This is a genomic window from Pantoea anthophila, assembly GCF_006494375.1.
GTDB lineage: Bacteria > Pseudomonadota > Gammaproteobacteria > Enterobacterales > Enterobacteriaceae > Pantoea > Pantoea anthophila.
Genome location: NZ_VHIZ01000026.1, coordinates 32,695 through 50,352, shown reverse-complemented (window position 1 = coordinate 50,352; position 17,658 = coordinate 32,695). Strand labels below are relative to the sequence as shown.

Here is a 17,658-nt window from a genome sequence, read left to right as displayed (position 1 = left end):
TTTCCTTCCTTTGACTCTGGTGACGGCGTAAAGCCGTCGCCATCCATAAAGTTCCCTCACGTTGCGCCGATAAACAAAACGAATCGCAACCAATGAGGTGTTTATGTTTAGTCGAGTACGCGTTGTTTCCGGCCTGCTGTGTGTGCTGGCGCTGTTTGCGCTGCTGCAGCTGTTTTCCGGCGGAATGTTCTTCAAAACTGTCAGTTCAGATAAAGATAACTTTGCCTACAACCAGCGTCTGAATACGCTGCAGCAGGCTATGGGCACCTCATGGGTTTCGCTTGTTCAGGCGCGCAACACCCTCAACCGCGCCGGTATTCGTTTTCTGCAGGATGCGCAGATGGCGGGATCGGGTGCCAGCGTGAAAGAGCTGGTGGCACTGGCGGGTGAAGAGCTGAAACAGGCGGAAATCAACTATCAGATCTTCAACGATAACCTGTCGGAGAAGGGCAAAACGGCCGAAAACGTCCTGGCACTGCAGGCGAACTACAAGGCCTATCACGATGCGCTGGCGGAGCTGATGGTCTTCTTCACCACCGGCAACTTCAAAGGCTTTGTCGATCAGCCCACCCAGAGCTATCAGGACAAGTTCCAGAAAGATTACACCGCCTGGCTTGAGTACAACCAGGTCCTGGCGAAGCAGGGTGTCGAAGCTAACCAGCAGGCCTATACCCGTTCTATCACCATCGTGGTGGCCACGCTGGCGGTCACGCTGCTGATGATTATCCTGGTCTGGAATGTGATGCGCTCGGTGCTGATCCGTCCGCTGCGTCAGAGCATGGAACATATCCAGCACATTGCACGTGGCGATCTGACTCAGCCGATAGAGATTAGCGTGCGAAACGAAATCGGTGAGTTACTGACCTCTCTGCAGCACATGCAGCAGGAGCTGGTACGTACCGTACGTACCGTGCGTGATGGCTCTGACGCCATCTACACCGGTGCCAGCGAAATCGCTATCGGCAACAACGATCTCTCTTCGCGTACGGAAGAGCAGGCGGCCTCTCTGGAGCAGACCGCGGCCAGTATGGAGCAGCTGACGGCCACCGTGAAGCAGAACGCCGAAAACGCCCGTCAGGCGTCCAAGCTGGCGCTGACCGCCTCGGAAACCGCGCAGCAGGGCGGCAAAGTGGTGGATGGCGTGGTCACCACCATGAAAGAGATTGCGGGCAGCTCGAAGAAAATTGCCGATATCACCAGCGTCATCGACGGTATCGCCTTCCAGACCAACATTCTGGCGCTGAACGCGGCGGTTGAAGCCGCCCGTGCGGGTGAACAGGGGCGCGGTTTTGCCGTGGTGGCCGGTGAAGTGCGCAGCCTGGCGCAGCGCAGCGCCCAGGCCGCAAGAGAGATCAAAGGCCTGATTGAAGATTCCGTGAGTCGCGTGAACACCGGCTCGGTGCTGGTAGAAAGCGCCGGTGACACCATGAGCAACATCGTCAGCGCGGTAACCCGCGTGACCGACATCATGGGTGAAATCGCCTCTGCGTCAGACGAGCAGAGCCGCGGTATCGACCAGGTTGGCCTGGCGGTCACCGAGATGGATCGCGTGACCCAGCAGAACGCCTCACTGGTCGAAGAGTCAGCGGCAGCCGCTGCGGCGCTCGAAGATCAGGCAAGTCACTTAAAACAGGCGGTTTCAGTGTTCAATATTGGTAAAGAATTTGTCGCTCAGGCCGTTAACAAGACAACGGCGACAAAAACCCTACAGCTTGATGCGCCGTTAGCCGTTGGCCGTCAGTCTGCTGCGCGCAGTGACGACAACTGGGAAACCTTTTAATCGCCCGTCGTCCGGCCGCCGTTTCGCGGCCGGACATCGCAGCAGAGTTAATGTATTCAGTTCGGGCCAGGTGCAGAGATGAAAAAATCGACGATATTAGATCAAAATGAGACGACAACGCTGCTGTCACAGATGGTGCAGCGCCTGCCGCTCTCCGATGCGCATTTTCGCCGTATCAGCCAGCTGATCTATCAGCGTGCCGGTATCGTACTGGCCGATCACAAGCGTGAGATGGTTTACAACCGTCTGGTTCGTCGTCTGCGCACGCTGAACATCGACGATTTTGGTCGCTACCTGGCGCTGCTGGAGTCCGACCCGAACAGTGCCGAGTGGCAGGCGTTTATTAACGCCCTGACAACCAACCTGACCGCGTTCTTCCGTGAAGCGCATCACTTCCCGATTCTGGCGGAGCATGCACGTAAGCGTCAGGGCAATTTCAGCGTCTGGAGCACCGCGGCGTCAACCGGCGAAGAACCCTATTCGATCGCCATGACGCTGGCCGAAACGCTGGGGACCGGACCCGGCAAATTTCAGGTTCACGCCAGCGATATCGACACCCAGGTACTGGAAAAAGCGGTCTCCGGCGTCTATCGCCAGGAAGAGTTACGCACGCTGTCACCGGCGCAGATGCAGCGCTTCTTCCTGCGCGGAACCGGGCCGCATGCAGGCATGGTGCGGGCGCGCCCTGAGCTCAGTGGCCTGGTCACGTTCGCCCAGCTTAACCTGCTGGCTAACGAGTGGGCGCTGCCGGGGCCGTTTGACGCCATTTTCTGTCGCAATGTGATGATCTATTTCGATAAAGAGACGCAGGAGAAGATTCTGCGTCGGTTTGTCCCGCTGCTGAAGCCGGGCGGCATTCTGTTCGCCGGTCACTCAGAGAACTTCAGTCAGATCAGTAAAGAGTTCTGGCTGCGCGGACAAACCGTCTATGGACTGACGAAGGAAAGATGATGAGCAAAATCACCGTGATGTGCGTAGATGACTCTGCGCTGATGCGGCAACTGATGACGGAAATCATCAACAGTCATCCGGATATGGAGATGGTCGCTACGGCGCCGGATCCGCTGGTCGCCCGCGATTTGATTAAGCAGTTCAATCCGCAGGTGCTGACGCTGGATGTGGAAATGCCGCGCATGGATGGCCTCGATTTCCTGGAAAAACTGATGCGGTTACGCCCGATGCCGGTCGTGATGGTCTCCTCGCTGACCGGAAAAGGCTCCGAGATTACGCTGCGGGCGCTGGAACTGGGGGCGGTCGATTTCGTCACCAAGCCCCAGCTCGGCATCCGCGAAGGGATGCTGGCTTACAGCCAGATGATTGGCGACAAGATCCGCGCCGCGGCCCGTGCCCGTCTGCATAACCGCGCCGCGATGCCGGCCCCGGTGACGCTGAAAGCAGGGCCGCTGCTGAGTAGTGAGAAACTGATTGCGATTGGCTCCTCTACCGGCGGCACCGAGGCGATCCGTCATGTGCTGCAGCCGTTACCGGCGACCAGCCCGGCATTGCTGATTACCCAGCACATGCCGCCAGGCTTTACCCGCTCCTTTGCCGAGCGTCTGAACAAGCTGTGTCAGATCACGGTGAAAGAGGCGGAAGATGGCGAGCGTATTCTGCCGGGTCACGCCTATATCGCGCCAGGCGCGATGCATATGGAGCTGGCCCGAAGCGGTGCCAACTATGTTGTGAAGCTCAATGACGGCCCGCCGGTTAACCGGCACAAACCGTCGGTGGATGTGCTGTTCAAATCGGTGGCGATCAACGCCGGACGAAATGCGGTGGGGGTGATCCTCACCGGTATGGGCAACGACGGCGCCGCCGGGATGCTGGAGATGAACCGGGCGGGAGCCTGGACCATCGCCCAGAGCGAGGCCAGCTGTGTGGTATTTGGCATGCCGCGTGAGGCAATTACCACAGGCGGTGTGAATGAAGTCGTGGATTTAAGCAACATCAGCCAGCACATGCTGGCGAAAATTAGCGCCGGACAGGCATTGCGTATTTAACAGGCCCGTCCTGCCGGGCGAGACAACTCAGGAGTAGATATGGCTGATAAAAACATGCGCTTTTTGGTAGTAGACGACTTCAATACGATGCGTCGTATTGTCCGTAACCTGCTGAAAGAGCTGGGCTTCAATAACGTAGAAGAAGCAGAAGATGGTGTGGATGCCCTTGGCAAACTGAAAGCAGGCGGTTTTGACTTCGTCATTTCTGACTGGAACATGCCAAACATGGATGGCCTGCAGCTGCTGCAGACCATTCGTGCCGACGCGGCGATGAGCACGCTGCCGGTGTTGATGGTGACCGCAGAAGCGAAGAAAGAGAACATTATTGCTGCTGCTCAGGCAGGCGCCAGCGGATATGTGGTGAAGCCTTTCACCGCCGCTACCCTGGAAGAGAAGCTGGGTAAAATTTTTGAAAAACTGGGCATGTAAGGAGATGTGATGAGCGACCTTCCGAAACCAACTATGGATGCCTCGGCACACGACATCATCAGTCGCATCGGGTCTCTGACCCGCATGCTGCGCGACAGCCTGCGCGAGCTGGGGCTGGATAAAGCCATCGCCGATGCCGCTGAAGCTATTCCTGATGCCCGCGACCGTCTGGATTACGTGGTGCAGATGACGGCGCAGGCCGCCGACCGTGCGCTGAACTGTGTTGAAGCAGCTCAGCCACATCAGGATAAAATGGAAGCCGGGGCAACTCAGCTGAAAGGGCGTTGGGATGAGTGGTTTGAGAACCCGATTGAACTGGGTGATGCGCGGGAGTTGGTGACGGATACGCGCGCATTCCTCGACGCTGTGCCAGAGCATACCTCCTTCACCAACAAACAGCTGCTGGCCATCATGATGGCGCAGGATTTCCAGGATCTGACCGGTCAGGTAATCAAGCGCATGATGGATGTCATCCAGGAGATTGAGCGCCAGCTGTTGATGGTGCTGCTGGAGAACATGCCGGAAGTCAGCGCAGAGAAGCGCCAGGAGGGCACCAGCCTGCTGAACGGGCCGCAGATCCACGCCGATGCACCGGGCGTGGTGGCGAACCAGGATCAGGTTGATGACCTGCTGGACAGCTTAGGGTTCTGACCCGATGTTGTCCGCCTGCGGGCGGGCAACAGCGCTGTACTCCCCTGAAACAGGGTCACCCTCCGGTGGCCCCGTTCCCCATTGCCAGATTCATCCCCGAAAGAACGCCCTTTTTCCCCATCTTATCTCCGCTTTGACTTAAGCCAGATTTGGCATCCTATGCTCAGAATTCCTGCCAGCTGAGGTTTGTCGTGGCTGAAGAAAGCGACGAAGACAAAACAGAATCGCCCACGGCCCACCGACTTGAGAAAGCGCGTGAAGAGGGCCAGATTCCGCGTTCGCGCGAACTGACGTCATTACTGATGCTGCTGGCCGGCATCATGATCCTGTGGGTAGGCGGCAACATGATGGCGCACCGGCTGGCCGCGATGGTGGCCACCGGCCTCCGCTTTGATCATGGCATGGTCAGAGATGACAAAATCATTGTCAGCCACATCGGCGGACTGATCACGCAGGCGCTGATGGCGCTGCTGCCCCTGATGGGCGGGCTGGTGCTGGTGGCGATTGCCGCCCCCATGCTGCTGGGCGGTATCGTGTTCAGCGGCAAATCGATCAAGTTCGACCTGAAAAAACTGAGTCCGATGGCCGGTTTCAAGCGGATGTTTGCCGCTCAGGCCTGGACCGAACTGTTTAAAGGCGTGCTCAAAACCATTCTCGTCGGTGCCGTGGGCTGGTGGTACATCTGGAGCCACTGGCCGGAGATGCTGCGGCTGATCAGCGAAGCCCCGATTAACGCGCTGATCCATGGCATGGAGATGATCGCCGTCTGCTGTTCGCTGGTGATGCTGGGGCTGGTGCCGATGGTGGGGTATGACGTCTTCTGGCAGCTCTACAGCCACTTCAAAAAGCTGAAGATGTCGATGCAGGAGATCCGCGACGAGCATAAGCAGCAGGAGGGTGACCCGCACGTTAAGGGGCGTATCCGCCAGCAGATGCGTGCCGCCGCGCGCCGCCGCATGATGGCGGATGTGCCGAAAGCTGACGTGATCGTCACCAACCCGACGCACTACTCGGTGGCGCTGCAGTACAACGAGAAGAAGATGAGTGCGCCAAAAGTCGTCGCCAAAGGCGCAGGCGAGATAGCCCTGAGAATTCGTGAACTGGGCGCGGAGCACCGTATCCCGGTTCTGGAAGCACCGCCGCTGGCGCGTGCCTTGTATCGACACACTGAGATTGGTCAGCACATCCCCGGCGCGCTTTATGCTGCCGTGGCAGAGGTACTGGCATGGGTCTGGCAGTCACGCCGCTGGAAGCGTGAAGGCGGCCTGATCCCAGCCAAACCAAAAAACCTGCCGGTTCCGGCAGAGATGGACTTTGCAGGAGAGAGCAAAAACGATGGCTAACAACCTGGCCGCAAAACTACGTTTACCGGGCAACTTTAAAGAGATGCAGTGGCAGGTGCTGGCAGGTCCGGTGCTGATCCTGATGATCCTGTCGATGATGGTGCTGCCTTTACCGCCATTCATCCTCGATCTGCTGTTTACCTTTAACATTGCGCTGTCAATCATGATCCTGCTGGTGTCGATGTTCACCCAGCGGACCCTGGAGTTTGCGGCATTCCCGACCATCCTGCTCTTCTCTACGCTGCTGCGCCTGGCGCTCAACGTCGCGTCGACCCGTATCATCCTGATGGAAGGACACACGGGGGCCGCGGCGGCGGGGCAGGTGGTGGAAGCGTTCGGCCACTTCCTGGTGGGCGGGAACTTCGCCATCGGTATTGTGGTGTTTATCATCCTCGTCATCATCAACTTCATGGTTATTACCAAGGGTGCCGGGCGTATCGCGGAAGTTGGCGCGCGCTTTGTGCTGGACGGGATGCCCGGTAAGCAGATGGCAATCGATGCCGACCTCAACGCCGGTCTGATTGGCGAAGATGAGGCCAAGCGTCGCCGTGCGGAAGTGACCCAGGAAGCGGACTTTTATGGCTCGATGGACGGTGCCAGTAAGTTCGTTCGCGGGGATGCCATCGCAGGCATCATGATCATGGTGATTAACGTCATCGGCGGCCTGCTGGTCGGCGTGGTGCAGCACGGTATGGATGTGGGTCATGCCGCAGAGACCTATACCCTGCTGACCATCGGTGATGGTCTGGTCGCTCAGATCCCGGCGCTGGTTATCTCCACCGCGGCCGGTGTTATCGTGACGCGCGTCGCCACCGATCAGGATGTGGGTGAGCAGATGGTCACCCAGCTGTTCAAAGATCCGCGCGTGCTGATGCTCAGCGCCGGGGTAATCGGTCTGCTGGGCCTGGTGCCGGGCATGCCTAACTTTGTCTTCCTGCTGTTTACCGCGGCCTTACTGGGTCTCGCCTGGTGGCTGCGCGGCCGCGAAATGCAGCCGAAGAAGAAAGTGGACAGTGCAGGCAGCATCAGTAACAAAGCGGCGGCGGACACGCCTGCCACCACGGAAGCCTCCTGGACCGATGTGCAGCTGGAAGACACGCTGGGCATGGAAGTGGGCTACCGCCTGATTCCGATGGTCGATCATCAGCAAAATGGCGAGCTGCTGGGGCGTATCCGCAGTATCCGTAAGAAGGTCGCTCAGGATGTCGGTTTCCTGCCGCCGGTCGTGCACATTCGCGACAATATGGAGCTGCCGCCTGCACGCTACCGCATTCTGATGAAAGGGGTGGAGATTGGCAGCGGGGATGCGTACCCTGGTCGCTGGATGGCGATCAACCCAGGCACGGCGGCTGGCTCGCTGCCGGGTGAAGCCACGGTTGATCCCGCCTTTGGCCTGGCGGCGGTCTGGATTGACAGCGCGCTGAAAGAGCAGGCGCAGATTCAGGGCTTTACCGTAGTGGAAGCCAGTACCGTCGTCGCGACCCACCTGAATCACCTGATTGGTCAGTACGCCAGCGAGCTGTTTGGTCGTCAGGAAGCGCAGCAGTTGCTGGATCGGGTGACGCAGGAGATGCCGAAGCTGACCGAGGATCTGGTGCCGGGTGTGATCACGCTGACGACACTGCATAAAGTGTTGCAGAACCTGCTGGTTGAGCGGGTGTCGATTCGCGATATGCGTACCATCATTGAAACGCTGGCGGAGCACGCGCCGGTGCAGAGCGATCCGCAGGAGCTGACCAGCGTCGTTCGTGTAGCGCTGGGCCGTGCGATTACCCAGCAGTGGTTCCCGGGTAATGATGAGGTGCAGGTGATCGGGCTGGACTCGACGCTGGAGCGGCTGTTGCTGCAGGCCCTGCAGGGTGGCGGCGGGCTGGAGCCGGGGCTGGCCGATCGGCTGTTAAGCCAGGCACAGGCGGCGTTGCAGCGTCAGGAGATGCTGGGCGCACCACCGGTGCTGCTGGTCAATCATCCGCTGCGTGCGCTGCTGGCGCGTTTCCTGCGCCGCAACCTGCCACAGCTGGTGGTAATTTCAAATCTGGAGCTGAGCGACAACCGCCAGATCCGCATGACCGCCACTATCGGAGGCAAATAATGCGCTGGCCAATCGCTCTGTTGTTGCTGCTGCCGCTGATGGCACAGGCGGCCGGCGGGGCCTGGAGTGGCAGTGCCAGCGGGCCACCGCTGGCAAACCGGGGCAGCTGGATGCGGTCGCAGCCGCTGACGCCCCCCACCGGTGTGGGCGGTGAGGTCAGCGTAATCAGCTGGCGTTATGAGCTGAGCCGGCCGGCGCCTTCCGGTCTGGAGGTGCGGCTCTGCGGCGTGGAGCGCTGCGCAACGCTGGAGGGGGCCAGCGGGGTGACGCGCGGGCTGGCCCATCTGAGTGCCGATGAACCGCTGCATATGGTGTTTGGTTTTGCCGGAAGCGGGGCGCTGCCGCCAGGTTTGCGGGTGGTCAGCAGCGAAGTGATGGTCAACTACGAGTAGGGCGGTTACCGGAGAGCCTGAAAGAAGCCTGAGATCCGGGAGATGTGATATCAGGGCGCGCTCAGCGCGGCCCTGGTGTCCGTTGAAAGATTTGCCTGTAAACGCGCCGTCAGGGCGACGTTCTTCACTTTCACGCCACCTGATTCTCTTTCTGCGCCAGAAACGTCTTCAGCGGGGTTACGCGACTGATCTCCTCCTGAGCGCGTGCATCGTGCATCACTTCCCAGACATCAACACTGTTCTGCAGGTTAAGCCAGAACTCCACACTGGTCTCAAAGGCCGCAGCCAGTCTGAAAGCCATATCCGGTGTCAGCTTCCTGTTATTGTTCACCAGAGCGCTGACGGTGTTACGGTGTACCTTCAGCATCTCTGCTAAATCAAGGATTTTCAGGCCAGCTGGCTCCAGGTATTCGTAAAGTAACACGTCGCCAACAGTAGTCGGTTTTCGGGTCGCCTGATTCATATCGTTGCTCTCTTCATCTCTTTCAGCGTCTGATAATGCTGCCGGCAAGGTGGCAGCGTCCGACATCAGGATGTCTGGTGATTATCATTTGTGTCTTTTGTAGCTATGCGGGTCCAGATAGAGATCAACAGCCTTACCGTCGATCCATTTGAAAATCAGCCGGTATTGCTCATTGACTCTGATTGCTGCATATCCTTTCAGGGGTGGGTTCAGCTCCTCATAACGATTGCCTGGTGGTGATCTCAGATCCTGATAATTTACCGCGGCATTAATAATATCGAGCTTTCTGGCCAGGGCTGATGAGAGTGTCATCGGGATTTTTCCGGAATGTTTCCCATATAAAAAAAAGTCCCTGAGCCATTCATCCCTGAAACTGTCGATGTTCCTTAACGTTGCCACATCATGACCTCCCTGTATCATGTTGAAATCAGCTTAGCGCACCGTTGCACAGTGCGCAAGTGCTAATCAGGGTCAGCCATTTACCCCCTTCATTCCCTCTTCAGAGTAGCGGCCACCTTTGACTTCGATCTGCTGATGCAGGCCATTCAGCAGCCGGACATCGGCCTCTTCCAGTTCAATCTCTGCGGCCCCGGCATTTTCATGAAGCCAGACGAGCTGCTTCGTGCCCGGGATCGGCACCACTTTTTCATACTGAGCCAGTAACCACGCCAGCGCAATCTGCCCGCTGGTGGCGTGATATTTCTCAGCCAGCGGCGCGATCGCGTTAACAAGGCTGAGATTGTGGTTGAGATTTTGTTGCTGGAAGCGGTCATTATTTTTGCGGAAGTCGCCTTCAGTAAAATCGCTGTTGTTACGGTATTTACCGGTAAGAAAACCTCTGCCCAGCGGCGAGTAGGGCACCAGTCCGATGCCGAGCTGTTTCACCATTGGCAGGATCGCCGCCTCAATGTCCCGCGTCCAGAGTGAATACTCCGTCTGTAATGCCGCCAGAGGATGCACGGCATGCGCCCGCTTCAGCGTGGCGGCGGAGGCTTCGCACAATCCAATCTGTGCAATCTTGCCCTGCTGCACCAGACTGCTGAGGCACGCCATGCTCTCCTCAATCGGTGTCGCCGGACTGATACGATGCAGATAGAACAGGTCGATGCGCTCAACGCCCAGCCGTTTCAGCGACGCGTGGCAGCTGCGGATAATGTAGTCCGGCTCATTATTGATGGTGCGGGCATAGGCCTCATCCGCTGGCCGGGCGATGCCACATTTGGTAGCGACGGTAAACGTCTGCCGGTCAGCCTGGCTCAGCCCGGCAAGAAACTGACCGATCAACTGCTCGTTGTGGCCGCGGCCATAAAGATCGGCGGTGTCGATAAAGGTGATGCCGGTTTCGCGTAGCTGGTTAAGCAGCTGCAGTGAGTGGCGGTCGTCGGTCTGACCATAAAATTCGCTCAGCCCCATTGCACCATAACCGATCGCGCTGACCTCCAGCCCCTGAGATAACGTGCGTGTTTTCATTGTCTCTCCTCGTGAGTGAGCCGCCATTGTTTCACTCATGCCGACAGCCATGAATTGCTGTTCTGGCAATACCAGAAAGGTATCAGGCAGGTGAATAATTAACCGGATAAGTGGCGGGAGAGGTTATTAATTGCACAACTGAAAACGGCGGGAATGGGAAATTAACGCTTCTTTTTGAGAGCAGCGTAAATATATTTTCGCCGATGAAGTGCGGCTGTTTTTAAGGGATGGCTTACTTTTGAGGGGATAATTTTTCCAGCGCTGCGAGAACCGCCTCGTTTTTTTCATCGGCACGGATAGCGGCATAAACATCAATTGCCAGGTGCCGGGCCGCGCGTTCGCTCAGCGGCCGGTAGCAGAGTCCGGCCTGATTGAAGGTACATTTTGACCGGGGCATCAGGGCGAAACCCTTGCCTCTGGCGATATGCGACAGCATCAGCAGTGAATCTTCCGGCTCCCGCTGCCGTTTCAGCGCTACGCTGAGCGTAGCAAAGTAGCGCTCACATTTGTCGTAGAACAGCGGATTAGCACTGCGCGCGAACCAGAACAGGGGCAGGTCAGCCACGGCCTCAGGCGAAACCTGTTCCGCCCGTGCGGCAGGATGAGAGGCGGGCAGGACGACCAGCAGCGGCTCGCGGTAAACCCAGGCGTAATGGACGGCCTCATCAGCCTCCGCGCCTTTTTCTCCGGTGAGGATTAAATCGAGCGTGTTACGGGCCAGGTTCTGCATCAGCTGCGCGGAGGTCAGGCTGGGCATCTCCATCTCTTCACTGGCATGAAGTGCCACGAGCTGCTGGTTAAGCGGCGTGATAGCTTCAAAGTTCAGCGTTCGGGTTACGCCGATACGCAGGCGCAAGGCAACAGCGCCCGCATCCTGGGTTAAGGCTTCGAGGGCGATGAGGATCGCTTCCGCTTTAGCAACCAGGGCCTGCCCGGCTTCGGTGAGCGTCACCTCATGGGGCGTCCGGCTGAAGAGGGGCTGCCCCAGCAGATCTTCCAGACTCTGAATCTGGCGGGTCAGGGGAGGCTGCGTCATTCTGAGGCGTTCGGCGGCCCGGCGAAAGTTGAGCTCATGCGCGACCGCCAGAAAGCATTGCAACTGCTTTACCGCAGGGAGGTGACGGCTGATGAGATGCGCTGCTACAGACATGAGATCGTTCTGCCACTCAGAGAAGGGGGAATAGGGCAGGAGCGGTCAGCGACGGAGAGGGAAGGCCCTCTCCGTCGCGACGATTACATGCGCTCGACGGTGTCGATGCCCAGCGTATCCAGACCCTGCTTCAGCGTCTTCGCAGTCAGCGCAGCCAGCTGCAGCCGGCTCAGGCGGGTTGACTCTGACTCTGCCGTCAGGATCGGGCAGTGCTCGTAGAAGCCGGAGAAAAGACCGGCCAGATCGTAGAGATAGGCACACATCACATGGGGAGTGCCGTCACGGGCAACCTGAGTGATGATCTCTTCGAACTGCAGCAGGCGGGTCGCCAGTTGGGCTTCGCGCTCTTCGCTGATGACAATCTCTGCATCCAGCGAATCGGCATCAATACCCGCCTTGCGGAACACCGAGAGTACGCGGGTGTAGGCATACTGCATGTAAGGCGCCGTGTTACCCTCGAAGGCCAGCATGTTGTCCCAGTCGAAGATGTAGTCGGTGGTGCGGCTCTTGGAAAGGTCAGCATATTTCACCGCGCTGATCCCGACCACTTCCGCCAGCGTTTTGACTTCCGCTTCGCTCATCTCCGGGTTCTTCTCGCGCACCAGCGTGTAAGCACGCTGATAAGCTTCATCCAGAAGGTCGGAAAGCTTGATGGTGCCACCGCTGCGGGTTTTGAACGGACGGCCATCTTTGCCCAGCATCATGCCAAAGGCATGGTGTTCGAGCGGCACCGACTCCGGAACATAACCGGCTTTACGCACGATAGTCCAGGCCTGCACCAGGTGCTGATGCTGACGGGAGTCAATGTAGTAAAGAACACGGTCAGCTTTCAGGGTCTCATAACGATATTTCGCACAGGCGATATCGGTCGTGGTGTAGAGGTAGCCACCATCCTTCTTCTGGATGATGACGCCCATCGGCTCACCTTCTTTGTTCTGGAACTCATCCAGGAACACCACGGTCGCGCCTTCACTCTCGACGGCTAACCCTTTCTGTTTCAGGTCAGCCACGATGCCAGGCAGCATATCGTTGTAAAGACTCTCACCCATCACATCGTCGCGGGTCAGGGTGACGTTCATGCGGTCATAAATCTTCTGGTTCTGACTCATCGTGATGTCGACCAGCTTCTTCCACATCTCACGGCAGTAAGGATCGCCACCCTGTAATTTCACCACGTAGCTGCGTGCGCGCACGGCAAACTCAGGATCTTCGTCATAGGTGCGCTTGGCTTCACGGTAGAAGGCTTCGAGATCGGCCAGCGCCATCTCTGCGTGATTCTCGTTCTGCTGCTTTTCCAGGAACGCGATCAGCATGCCGAACTGAGTGCCCCAGTCGCCGACGTGGTTCGCACGGATCACCCGATGGCCGAGAAACTCCAGCGTACGAACGGCGGCATCACCAATGATGGTGGAACGGACGTGGCCCACGTGCATCTCTTTGGCGACGTTAGGCGCAGAGTAGTCGACCACGATCGTCTGAGGCTCAGCCAGCTGCACGCCCAGACGCGGCAGACTCAGGGCTTCACGGGCATGCTTCGCCAGCCAGGCGTGATCAAGGAAAATATTGATGAAGCCCGGTCCGGCGATTTCGACTTTGCTGGCGATGCCGGTCAGGTCGAGATGCTGGATCACCGCTTCCGCTAATTGTCGCGGAGCCTGTCCCAGCTTTTTCGCCACGGCCATAATACCGTTGGCCTGATAGTCTCCAAACTGGACCCTGGCGGACTGACGAACCTGCGGTTCGCAATCGGCGGGTGCGCCGGCTAAAACCATTGCCTGACTGACTTTTGCGGAAAGAAGTGCCTGAATATTCACCGAGTTACCTTCATAAGCTGAACAACGCCCGAGCCTGCTAAGCCGGACTGTCATCATCTTGCCTGACAGCATCGCGTCACGGACGGGCAGAAACGGATGAGGCAGACAAAACGGAAAAAAATGAGGGGGAAAGTATACGTGAAATGTCAGTGGGCGTCAGTAGCTGGATGAAGCGGGGAAACAGAGCCAGAGAAGATGTTTCCCGGAGGCATTAACGACGTCTCAGATGACGGCGGGGGTTCTTAACGCTTTTATCTTCACGCACCTTCCAGTGGCGGGAAATTGCAAATCCCATCAGTGCGATCAGGACAGCGACAACGATGAGCATAGACATAGAGCCATTCCTTTTGGTTGTGTTAGGTCAAATTTATAGGAAGGCAGGGAGGGCTGCAATTGATTGAGGTTGAAATGAGAGTTATCTTATTGTAATAAAGAAGTCTAATTTAATCATATATTTAATATAACTTCATCAAGGAACTCATGGTCCTAAACAGGAGATAAATCCGAAATGAAAGATGTTATTATGCGGTTTTGCGTTAAATTTCCGGTCAAATAAGATGAATCTTATCATTTATTACGCTTAACTCCCGGCGCACAATAAAGCAGACTGGTCACAAAAGTTAAATAAAGAGAGAGGAATAAGGGTTGTGAAGCATACTTTTCCGGCAGAATTGGATGATTTAAAGTCAGATTTAGAGCGTTTTGAAGAATCGTTGCAAAACTTTGCGCAGCGCCTGGGTTTGTCTCTTTGCGATCACGAAATCGACCATATTGCGGTGCGCTGTCATCAGGACACCACGGCGGCACGCTGGCAGCAGGGTCTGCAGCAGCTGGGCACAGAATTTTCCTCCGCCGTCATCAACGGGCGACCGATTTGTCTGTTTAAGCTCGATCAACCCTTAATCGTGGCAGGGTGTCAGATTGATGTGGTGGAACTGCCGTGGCCGGGTGAAAAGCGCTATCGCCATGAAGGCTGGGAACACGTTGAGGTCGTGTTACGCGGCGATCCTGAGTCGCTGGGCATGCGCGCAATGGCCTTGCTCTCTGACGCGGCACTGACGCAGCCGGGCATTTCGTTTAAAACCAGCGCGCCGAAGGGAGAGAATGAGCGCCTGCCCAATCCGACGCTGGCGGTGACGGATGGACAGACGACAATCAAGTTTCATCCGTGGCGACTGGAAGAGATTGTCGCCAGCGAGCAAAACTAAATCCGGGCGGCGACCGCGCGTTTCAGGCGGGCGACCGCCTCGTCAAGCAGCGCGCGCGTGCAGCCGAAATTGAGCCGGACAAACTGGTCATTGCCAAATTCCCGGCCTGCGGTTAAGCCCAGACCGTGTTTTTCGAAGTAGAGCGCCGGGCTGGCGACGCCCAGTTCACTGGCGTCGATCCAGGCCAGGTAGGTGGCTTCCGGCGCGGCGAGTGACAGACCGGTCATTTTATTGACCTGCGACACCAGCCAGTCGCGGTTGCTGCGCAGGTAGAGGTTCTGCGCTTCCAGCCAGGATTCACCCTCGCGCCACGCCGCCGCCGCTGCCGTAATCGCCAGAATATCAACGTCAGGCACAATGCCGCGCCGCAACCGCGTAAAACGCGCGCGCAGTTCGGGGTTCGGAATAATGGCGATGGATGCGCCAAGCCCGGCAATATTAAAGGTTTTGGACGGCGACATCAGGGTTACGCTGCGCTGCGCGGCGTCTTCGCTCAGGCTGGCAAACGGGATGTGCTGAACACCCGGCTCCAGCAGCAGATCGCTGTGGATCTCGTCAGAGCAAACAACCAAATCGTGCTTCTGCGCAAAGGCGAGCTGCGCCAGCAGTTCATCCCGGCGATAGACGGTGCCGCCCGGATTCTGCGGATTGCAGAGCATTAGCAGCCGCTCGCTGCCCGTCATCTCACCCTCAGCTGCCGTCATATCCAGCAGCCAGCGTCCCGCGCTCAGGGTCAGCGGCAGATTCAGCTGAGCACGCTCCGCCAGCTTTGACGCCCCGCGAAACGGGGGATAAATCGGGGTCGGCGCTATCGTGCGTTCGTCTGAGGCCGTAAAGGCACGGACAGCCAGGTTCAGCCCGCTCACCACGCCGGGCAGTACCACAATCCACTCCGGATTTACGTGCCACTGATAGCGTGAGGCAAGCCAGGCGATCGCGCTGTCGATAAACTCAACGGGCGTGTCGCCGTAACCAAAAATCCCATGTTCGGCACGGGCTTTTATCGCGTTGATGATGCAATCCGGCGATCGGAAATCGGTATCCGCGACCCACAACGGCAGAATGTCCTGGTCCGCATATTTGTTCCATTTGAGACTATCGCTGTGACGGCGGTCTATCCGTTGGTCAAAATTGAATGCCATAGTTAACTTTCCCGGTAAACTCATTCCAGCAGCCAGACTAACTGATGAATCTGCCTTGAACCAGAGTCATGTAAAGGAGAAGAGAATGACCACACTGGAAATTTGCTGCTATGGCGTGGACTGCGCCGTGACCGCACAACAGGCGGGTGCCGATCGGGTTGAACTCTGTGCCGCCCCGCGCGAAGGCGGTCTGACCCCGTCTGCGGGGATGCTGAAGGCGGCCCGTCAGGCGGTATCGATTCCGGTTCATCCTATTGTCCGGCCACGCGGTGGCGATTTTTGTTACACCGCACGTGAATTTGAAGCGATGAAATCGGACGTGACGCTGATCCGTGAACTCGGTTTCCCGGGGCTGGTGATTGGTATGCTGGATGAAGATGCCCACATCCATCAGGGGCAGATGCGTCAGATTATGGCGCTGTGTGATGGCCTGAGCGTCACCTTTCATCGGGCCTTCGATCTCTGTCACAGCCCTAAGCGCGCCCTGGAAACATTAACCGATCTGGGGGTGGCACGGATTCTGACCTCCGGGCAGCAGCAGAGCGCCGAAAACGGAATTGCATTACTCCGGGAACTTAATGAGACCAGCACGGGTCCTACTATTATGGCGGGTGCCGGGGTACGTCTCAGCAACCTGCAAAAGTTTCTCGATATGGGCATTCGCGAAGTTCACAGCTCGGCCAGTCGCCTGATGGCCTCGCCGATGCGCTACCGCAAAGCGGGTGTTTCCATGTGTTCAGAAGCCGAAACCGACGAGTTCAGCCGCTACTGCGTCGACGGCGATGTGGTTGAGGCGATGAAAAGCGTGATGCAGATGAGCAGCGTCCGGGTCGCCTGAGCTACAACAGATTTTGCCGCGCAGCACGCCGATCATTGACGTGGTGTTTGCAAGTACCAAACCCCAGTATGCTTGCTGGGGTTCTTTTTGTCTGAAATTAAGGTTCAGGATCAAATCAGCGTCGGCTCAGGTTTTGTAAAAGCCTGAGGTTTCTTTAAAACGCACTACCTGTCTCTGACTGAATAGTCTGTACAAGTAAGGCCAGGACTATGTATTACGCGTACGAATTTCTGGCTCTCTTTGCGTCTGATAAAGGCGGGTTTCAAAATTGTGTGATGATAGCTTTCACTAAAGAAATTATTAAAAAAACGGCATACAAAAACAGCGATGAAAGTGAAAGGTAATAGTAATTATCAATCCATACAGTGAGGTTGTAGTTCATGCCTTTCAGATGCTCGGTAATAGCAACGTGTTGTCTGGGCTGAAAAATGACCTTTTTTCCTTTTCTGAGTCTTGAGAAGAAATAGGACATGCCAAACGACCCCAAAAAACCCATAGACCCATAAAACCTGTAAAGGGGTGGTAATTCAAACCTGGCATCATGGTAAAAAGATAACAAAGATTCATATTTCTCTTTGTTAATGGAAAAGATCACGAACTGTATAATGGTAATAAAGAAAGGCACAAGGGCACAGCCCATAGCGAGATAAAAAAGCCTATTTTCCATATTATTTTAACCACATATCCATAAAATAATCGTTTGCTGCACTTGCAGCGGCCCCGCCGACTAGCGAACCCACTGCAGCACAGGCAACCACCCGGCACCAGAAGTATTCACAACACAATATCCGGGGGCAATATTACGCGCCATGATTCCTTTCTCCGTTCGTTATAAACCCGACATGATGAGTAATACAGACAGACGGCAGTACCGGTATGGATAAAA

17 protein-coding genes are annotated in these 17,658 nt (G+C 56.9%); 10 read left to right on the top strand and 7 right to left on the bottom strand.

Annotation, left to right across the window (positions count from 1 at the left end; genetic code table 11):
• The first annotated feature begins 103 nt into the window (after positions 1-103).
• The 8 genes from FJW00_RS04835 (at position 104) to flhE (ending at position 8,687) form a co-directional block, all read left to right on the top strand.
• Positions 104-1,780 (top strand): methyl-accepting chemotaxis protein, encoded by a 1,677-nt coding sequence (locus tag FJW00_RS04835; protein WP_046102009.1) that lies wholly within the window; start codon positions 104-106, stop codon positions 1,778-1,780.
• A gap of 78 nt (positions 1,781-1,858) precedes the next feature.
• Positions 1,859-2,731, top strand: coding sequence for a protein-glutamate O-methyltransferase CheR (gene cheR / locus FJW00_RS04830; protein ID WP_009089677.1), 873 nt, complete (start codon positions 1,859-1,861; stop codon positions 2,729-2,731).
• The gene (locus FJW00_RS04825) at positions 2,731-3,780 is read left to right on the top strand and encodes a protein-glutamate methylesterase/protein-glutamine glutaminase (RefSeq protein ID WP_140923178.1); all 1,050 of its coding nucleotides are present in this window, start codon (positions 2,731-2,733) and stop codon (positions 3,778-3,780) included. The genes cheR and FJW00_RS04825 overlap by 1 nt, the downstream gene beginning before the upstream one ends.
• A gap of 39 nt (positions 3,781-3,819) precedes the next feature.
• Complete coding sequence (gene cheY, locus FJW00_RS04820) at positions 3,820-4,209, top strand: chemotaxis response regulator CheY (RefSeq protein ID WP_003849158.1); 390 nt, start codon at positions 3,820-3,822, stop codon at positions 4,207-4,209.
• A gap of 9 nt (positions 4,210-4,218) precedes the next feature.
• Complete coding sequence (gene cheZ / locus FJW00_RS04815) at positions 4,219-4,860, top strand: protein phosphatase CheZ (RefSeq protein ID WP_009089682.1); 642 nt, start codon at positions 4,219-4,221, stop codon at positions 4,858-4,860.
• Positions 4,861-5,051: 191 nt separating this feature from the next.
• Entirely contained in the window at positions 5,052-6,203 is a 1,152-nt protein-coding gene (gene flhB, locus FJW00_RS04810; protein ID WP_046102008.1) for a flagellar biosynthesis protein FlhB, read from the top strand.
• Complete coding sequence (flhA, locus tag FJW00_RS04805) at positions 6,196-8,295, top strand: flagellar biosynthesis protein FlhA (RefSeq protein WP_046102007.1); 2,100 nt, start codon at positions 6,196-6,198, stop codon at positions 8,293-8,295. Before flhB ends, flhA begins: the two co-directional genes overlap by 8 nt.
• Positions 8,295-8,687, top strand: coding sequence for a flagellar protein FlhE (gene flhE / locus FJW00_RS04800; RefSeq protein ID WP_140923177.1), 393 nt, complete (start codon positions 8,295-8,297; stop codon positions 8,685-8,687). The genes flhA and flhE overlap by 1 nt, the downstream gene beginning before the upstream one ends.
• Positions 8,688-8,817: 130 nt before the next feature.
• On the opposite strand, the gene FJW00_RS04795 is transcribed toward flhE, so the two are convergent.
• From FJW00_RS04795 to FJW00_RS22525, 6 genes are all read right to left on the bottom strand, one after another.
• Positions 8,818-9,150, bottom strand: a complete 333-nt coding sequence (locus FJW00_RS04795; RefSeq protein WP_046102057.1) for a HigA family addiction module antitoxin — start codon at positions 9,148-9,150, stop codon at positions 8,818-8,820.
• A gap of 84 nt (positions 9,151-9,234) precedes the next feature.
• Complete coding sequence (locus FJW00_RS04790) at positions 9,235-9,570, bottom strand: type II toxin-antitoxin system RelE/ParE family toxin (protein WP_072052719.1); 336 nt, start codon at positions 9,568-9,570, stop codon at positions 9,235-9,237.
• Between the two features lie 51 nt (positions 9,571-9,621).
• Positions 9,622-10,620, bottom strand: coding sequence for an aldo/keto reductase (locus FJW00_RS04785; protein ID WP_140923176.1), 999 nt, complete (start codon positions 10,618-10,620; stop codon positions 9,622-9,624).
• 232 nt (positions 10,621-10,852) lie between these two features.
• The gene (locus FJW00_RS04780; RefSeq protein ID WP_140923175.1) at positions 10,853-11,770 is read right to left on the bottom strand and encodes a LysR family transcriptional regulator; all 918 of its coding nucleotides are present in this window, start codon (positions 11,768-11,770) and stop codon (positions 10,853-10,855) included.
• A gap of 83 nt (positions 11,771-11,853) precedes the next feature.
• Entirely contained in the window at positions 11,854-13,584 is a 1,731-nt protein-coding gene (gene argS / locus FJW00_RS04775; RefSeq protein WP_140923174.1) for an arginine--tRNA ligase, read from the bottom strand.
• A gap of 211 nt (positions 13,585-13,795) precedes the next feature.
• Positions 13,796-13,918, bottom strand: coding sequence for a hypothetical protein (locus FJW00_RS22525; RefSeq protein ID WP_009089698.1), 123 nt, complete (start codon positions 13,916-13,918; stop codon positions 13,796-13,798).
• Between the two features lie 313 nt (positions 13,919-14,231).
• Between FJW00_RS22525 and FJW00_RS04770 the strand changes: the two genes are divergently transcribed.
• The gene (locus FJW00_RS04770) at positions 14,232-14,792 is read left to right on the top strand and encodes a VOC family protein (protein WP_140923173.1); all 561 of its coding nucleotides are present in this window, start codon (positions 14,232-14,234) and stop codon (positions 14,790-14,792) included.
• Here FJW00_RS04770 and FJW00_RS04765 read toward each other — a convergent pair.
• On the bottom strand, positions 14,789-15,934 hold the full coding sequence (locus tag FJW00_RS04765; RefSeq protein WP_140028657.1) for a MalY/PatB family protein: 1,146 nt from the start codon (positions 15,932-15,934) through the stop codon (positions 14,789-14,791). The two genes, FJW00_RS04770 and FJW00_RS04765, sit on opposite strands and share 4 nt — an antisense overlap.
• Positions 15,935-16,019: 85 nt before the next feature.
• On the opposite strand from FJW00_RS04765, the gene cutC reads away from it, so the two are divergent.
• Positions 16,020-16,772: a copper homeostasis protein CutC gene (cutC, locus tag FJW00_RS04760; protein ID WP_111207748.1), complete on the top strand. Its 753-nt coding sequence runs from the start codon at positions 16,020-16,022 to the stop codon at positions 16,770-16,772.
• The last annotated feature ends 886 nt before the right edge of the window (positions 16,773-17,658 follow it).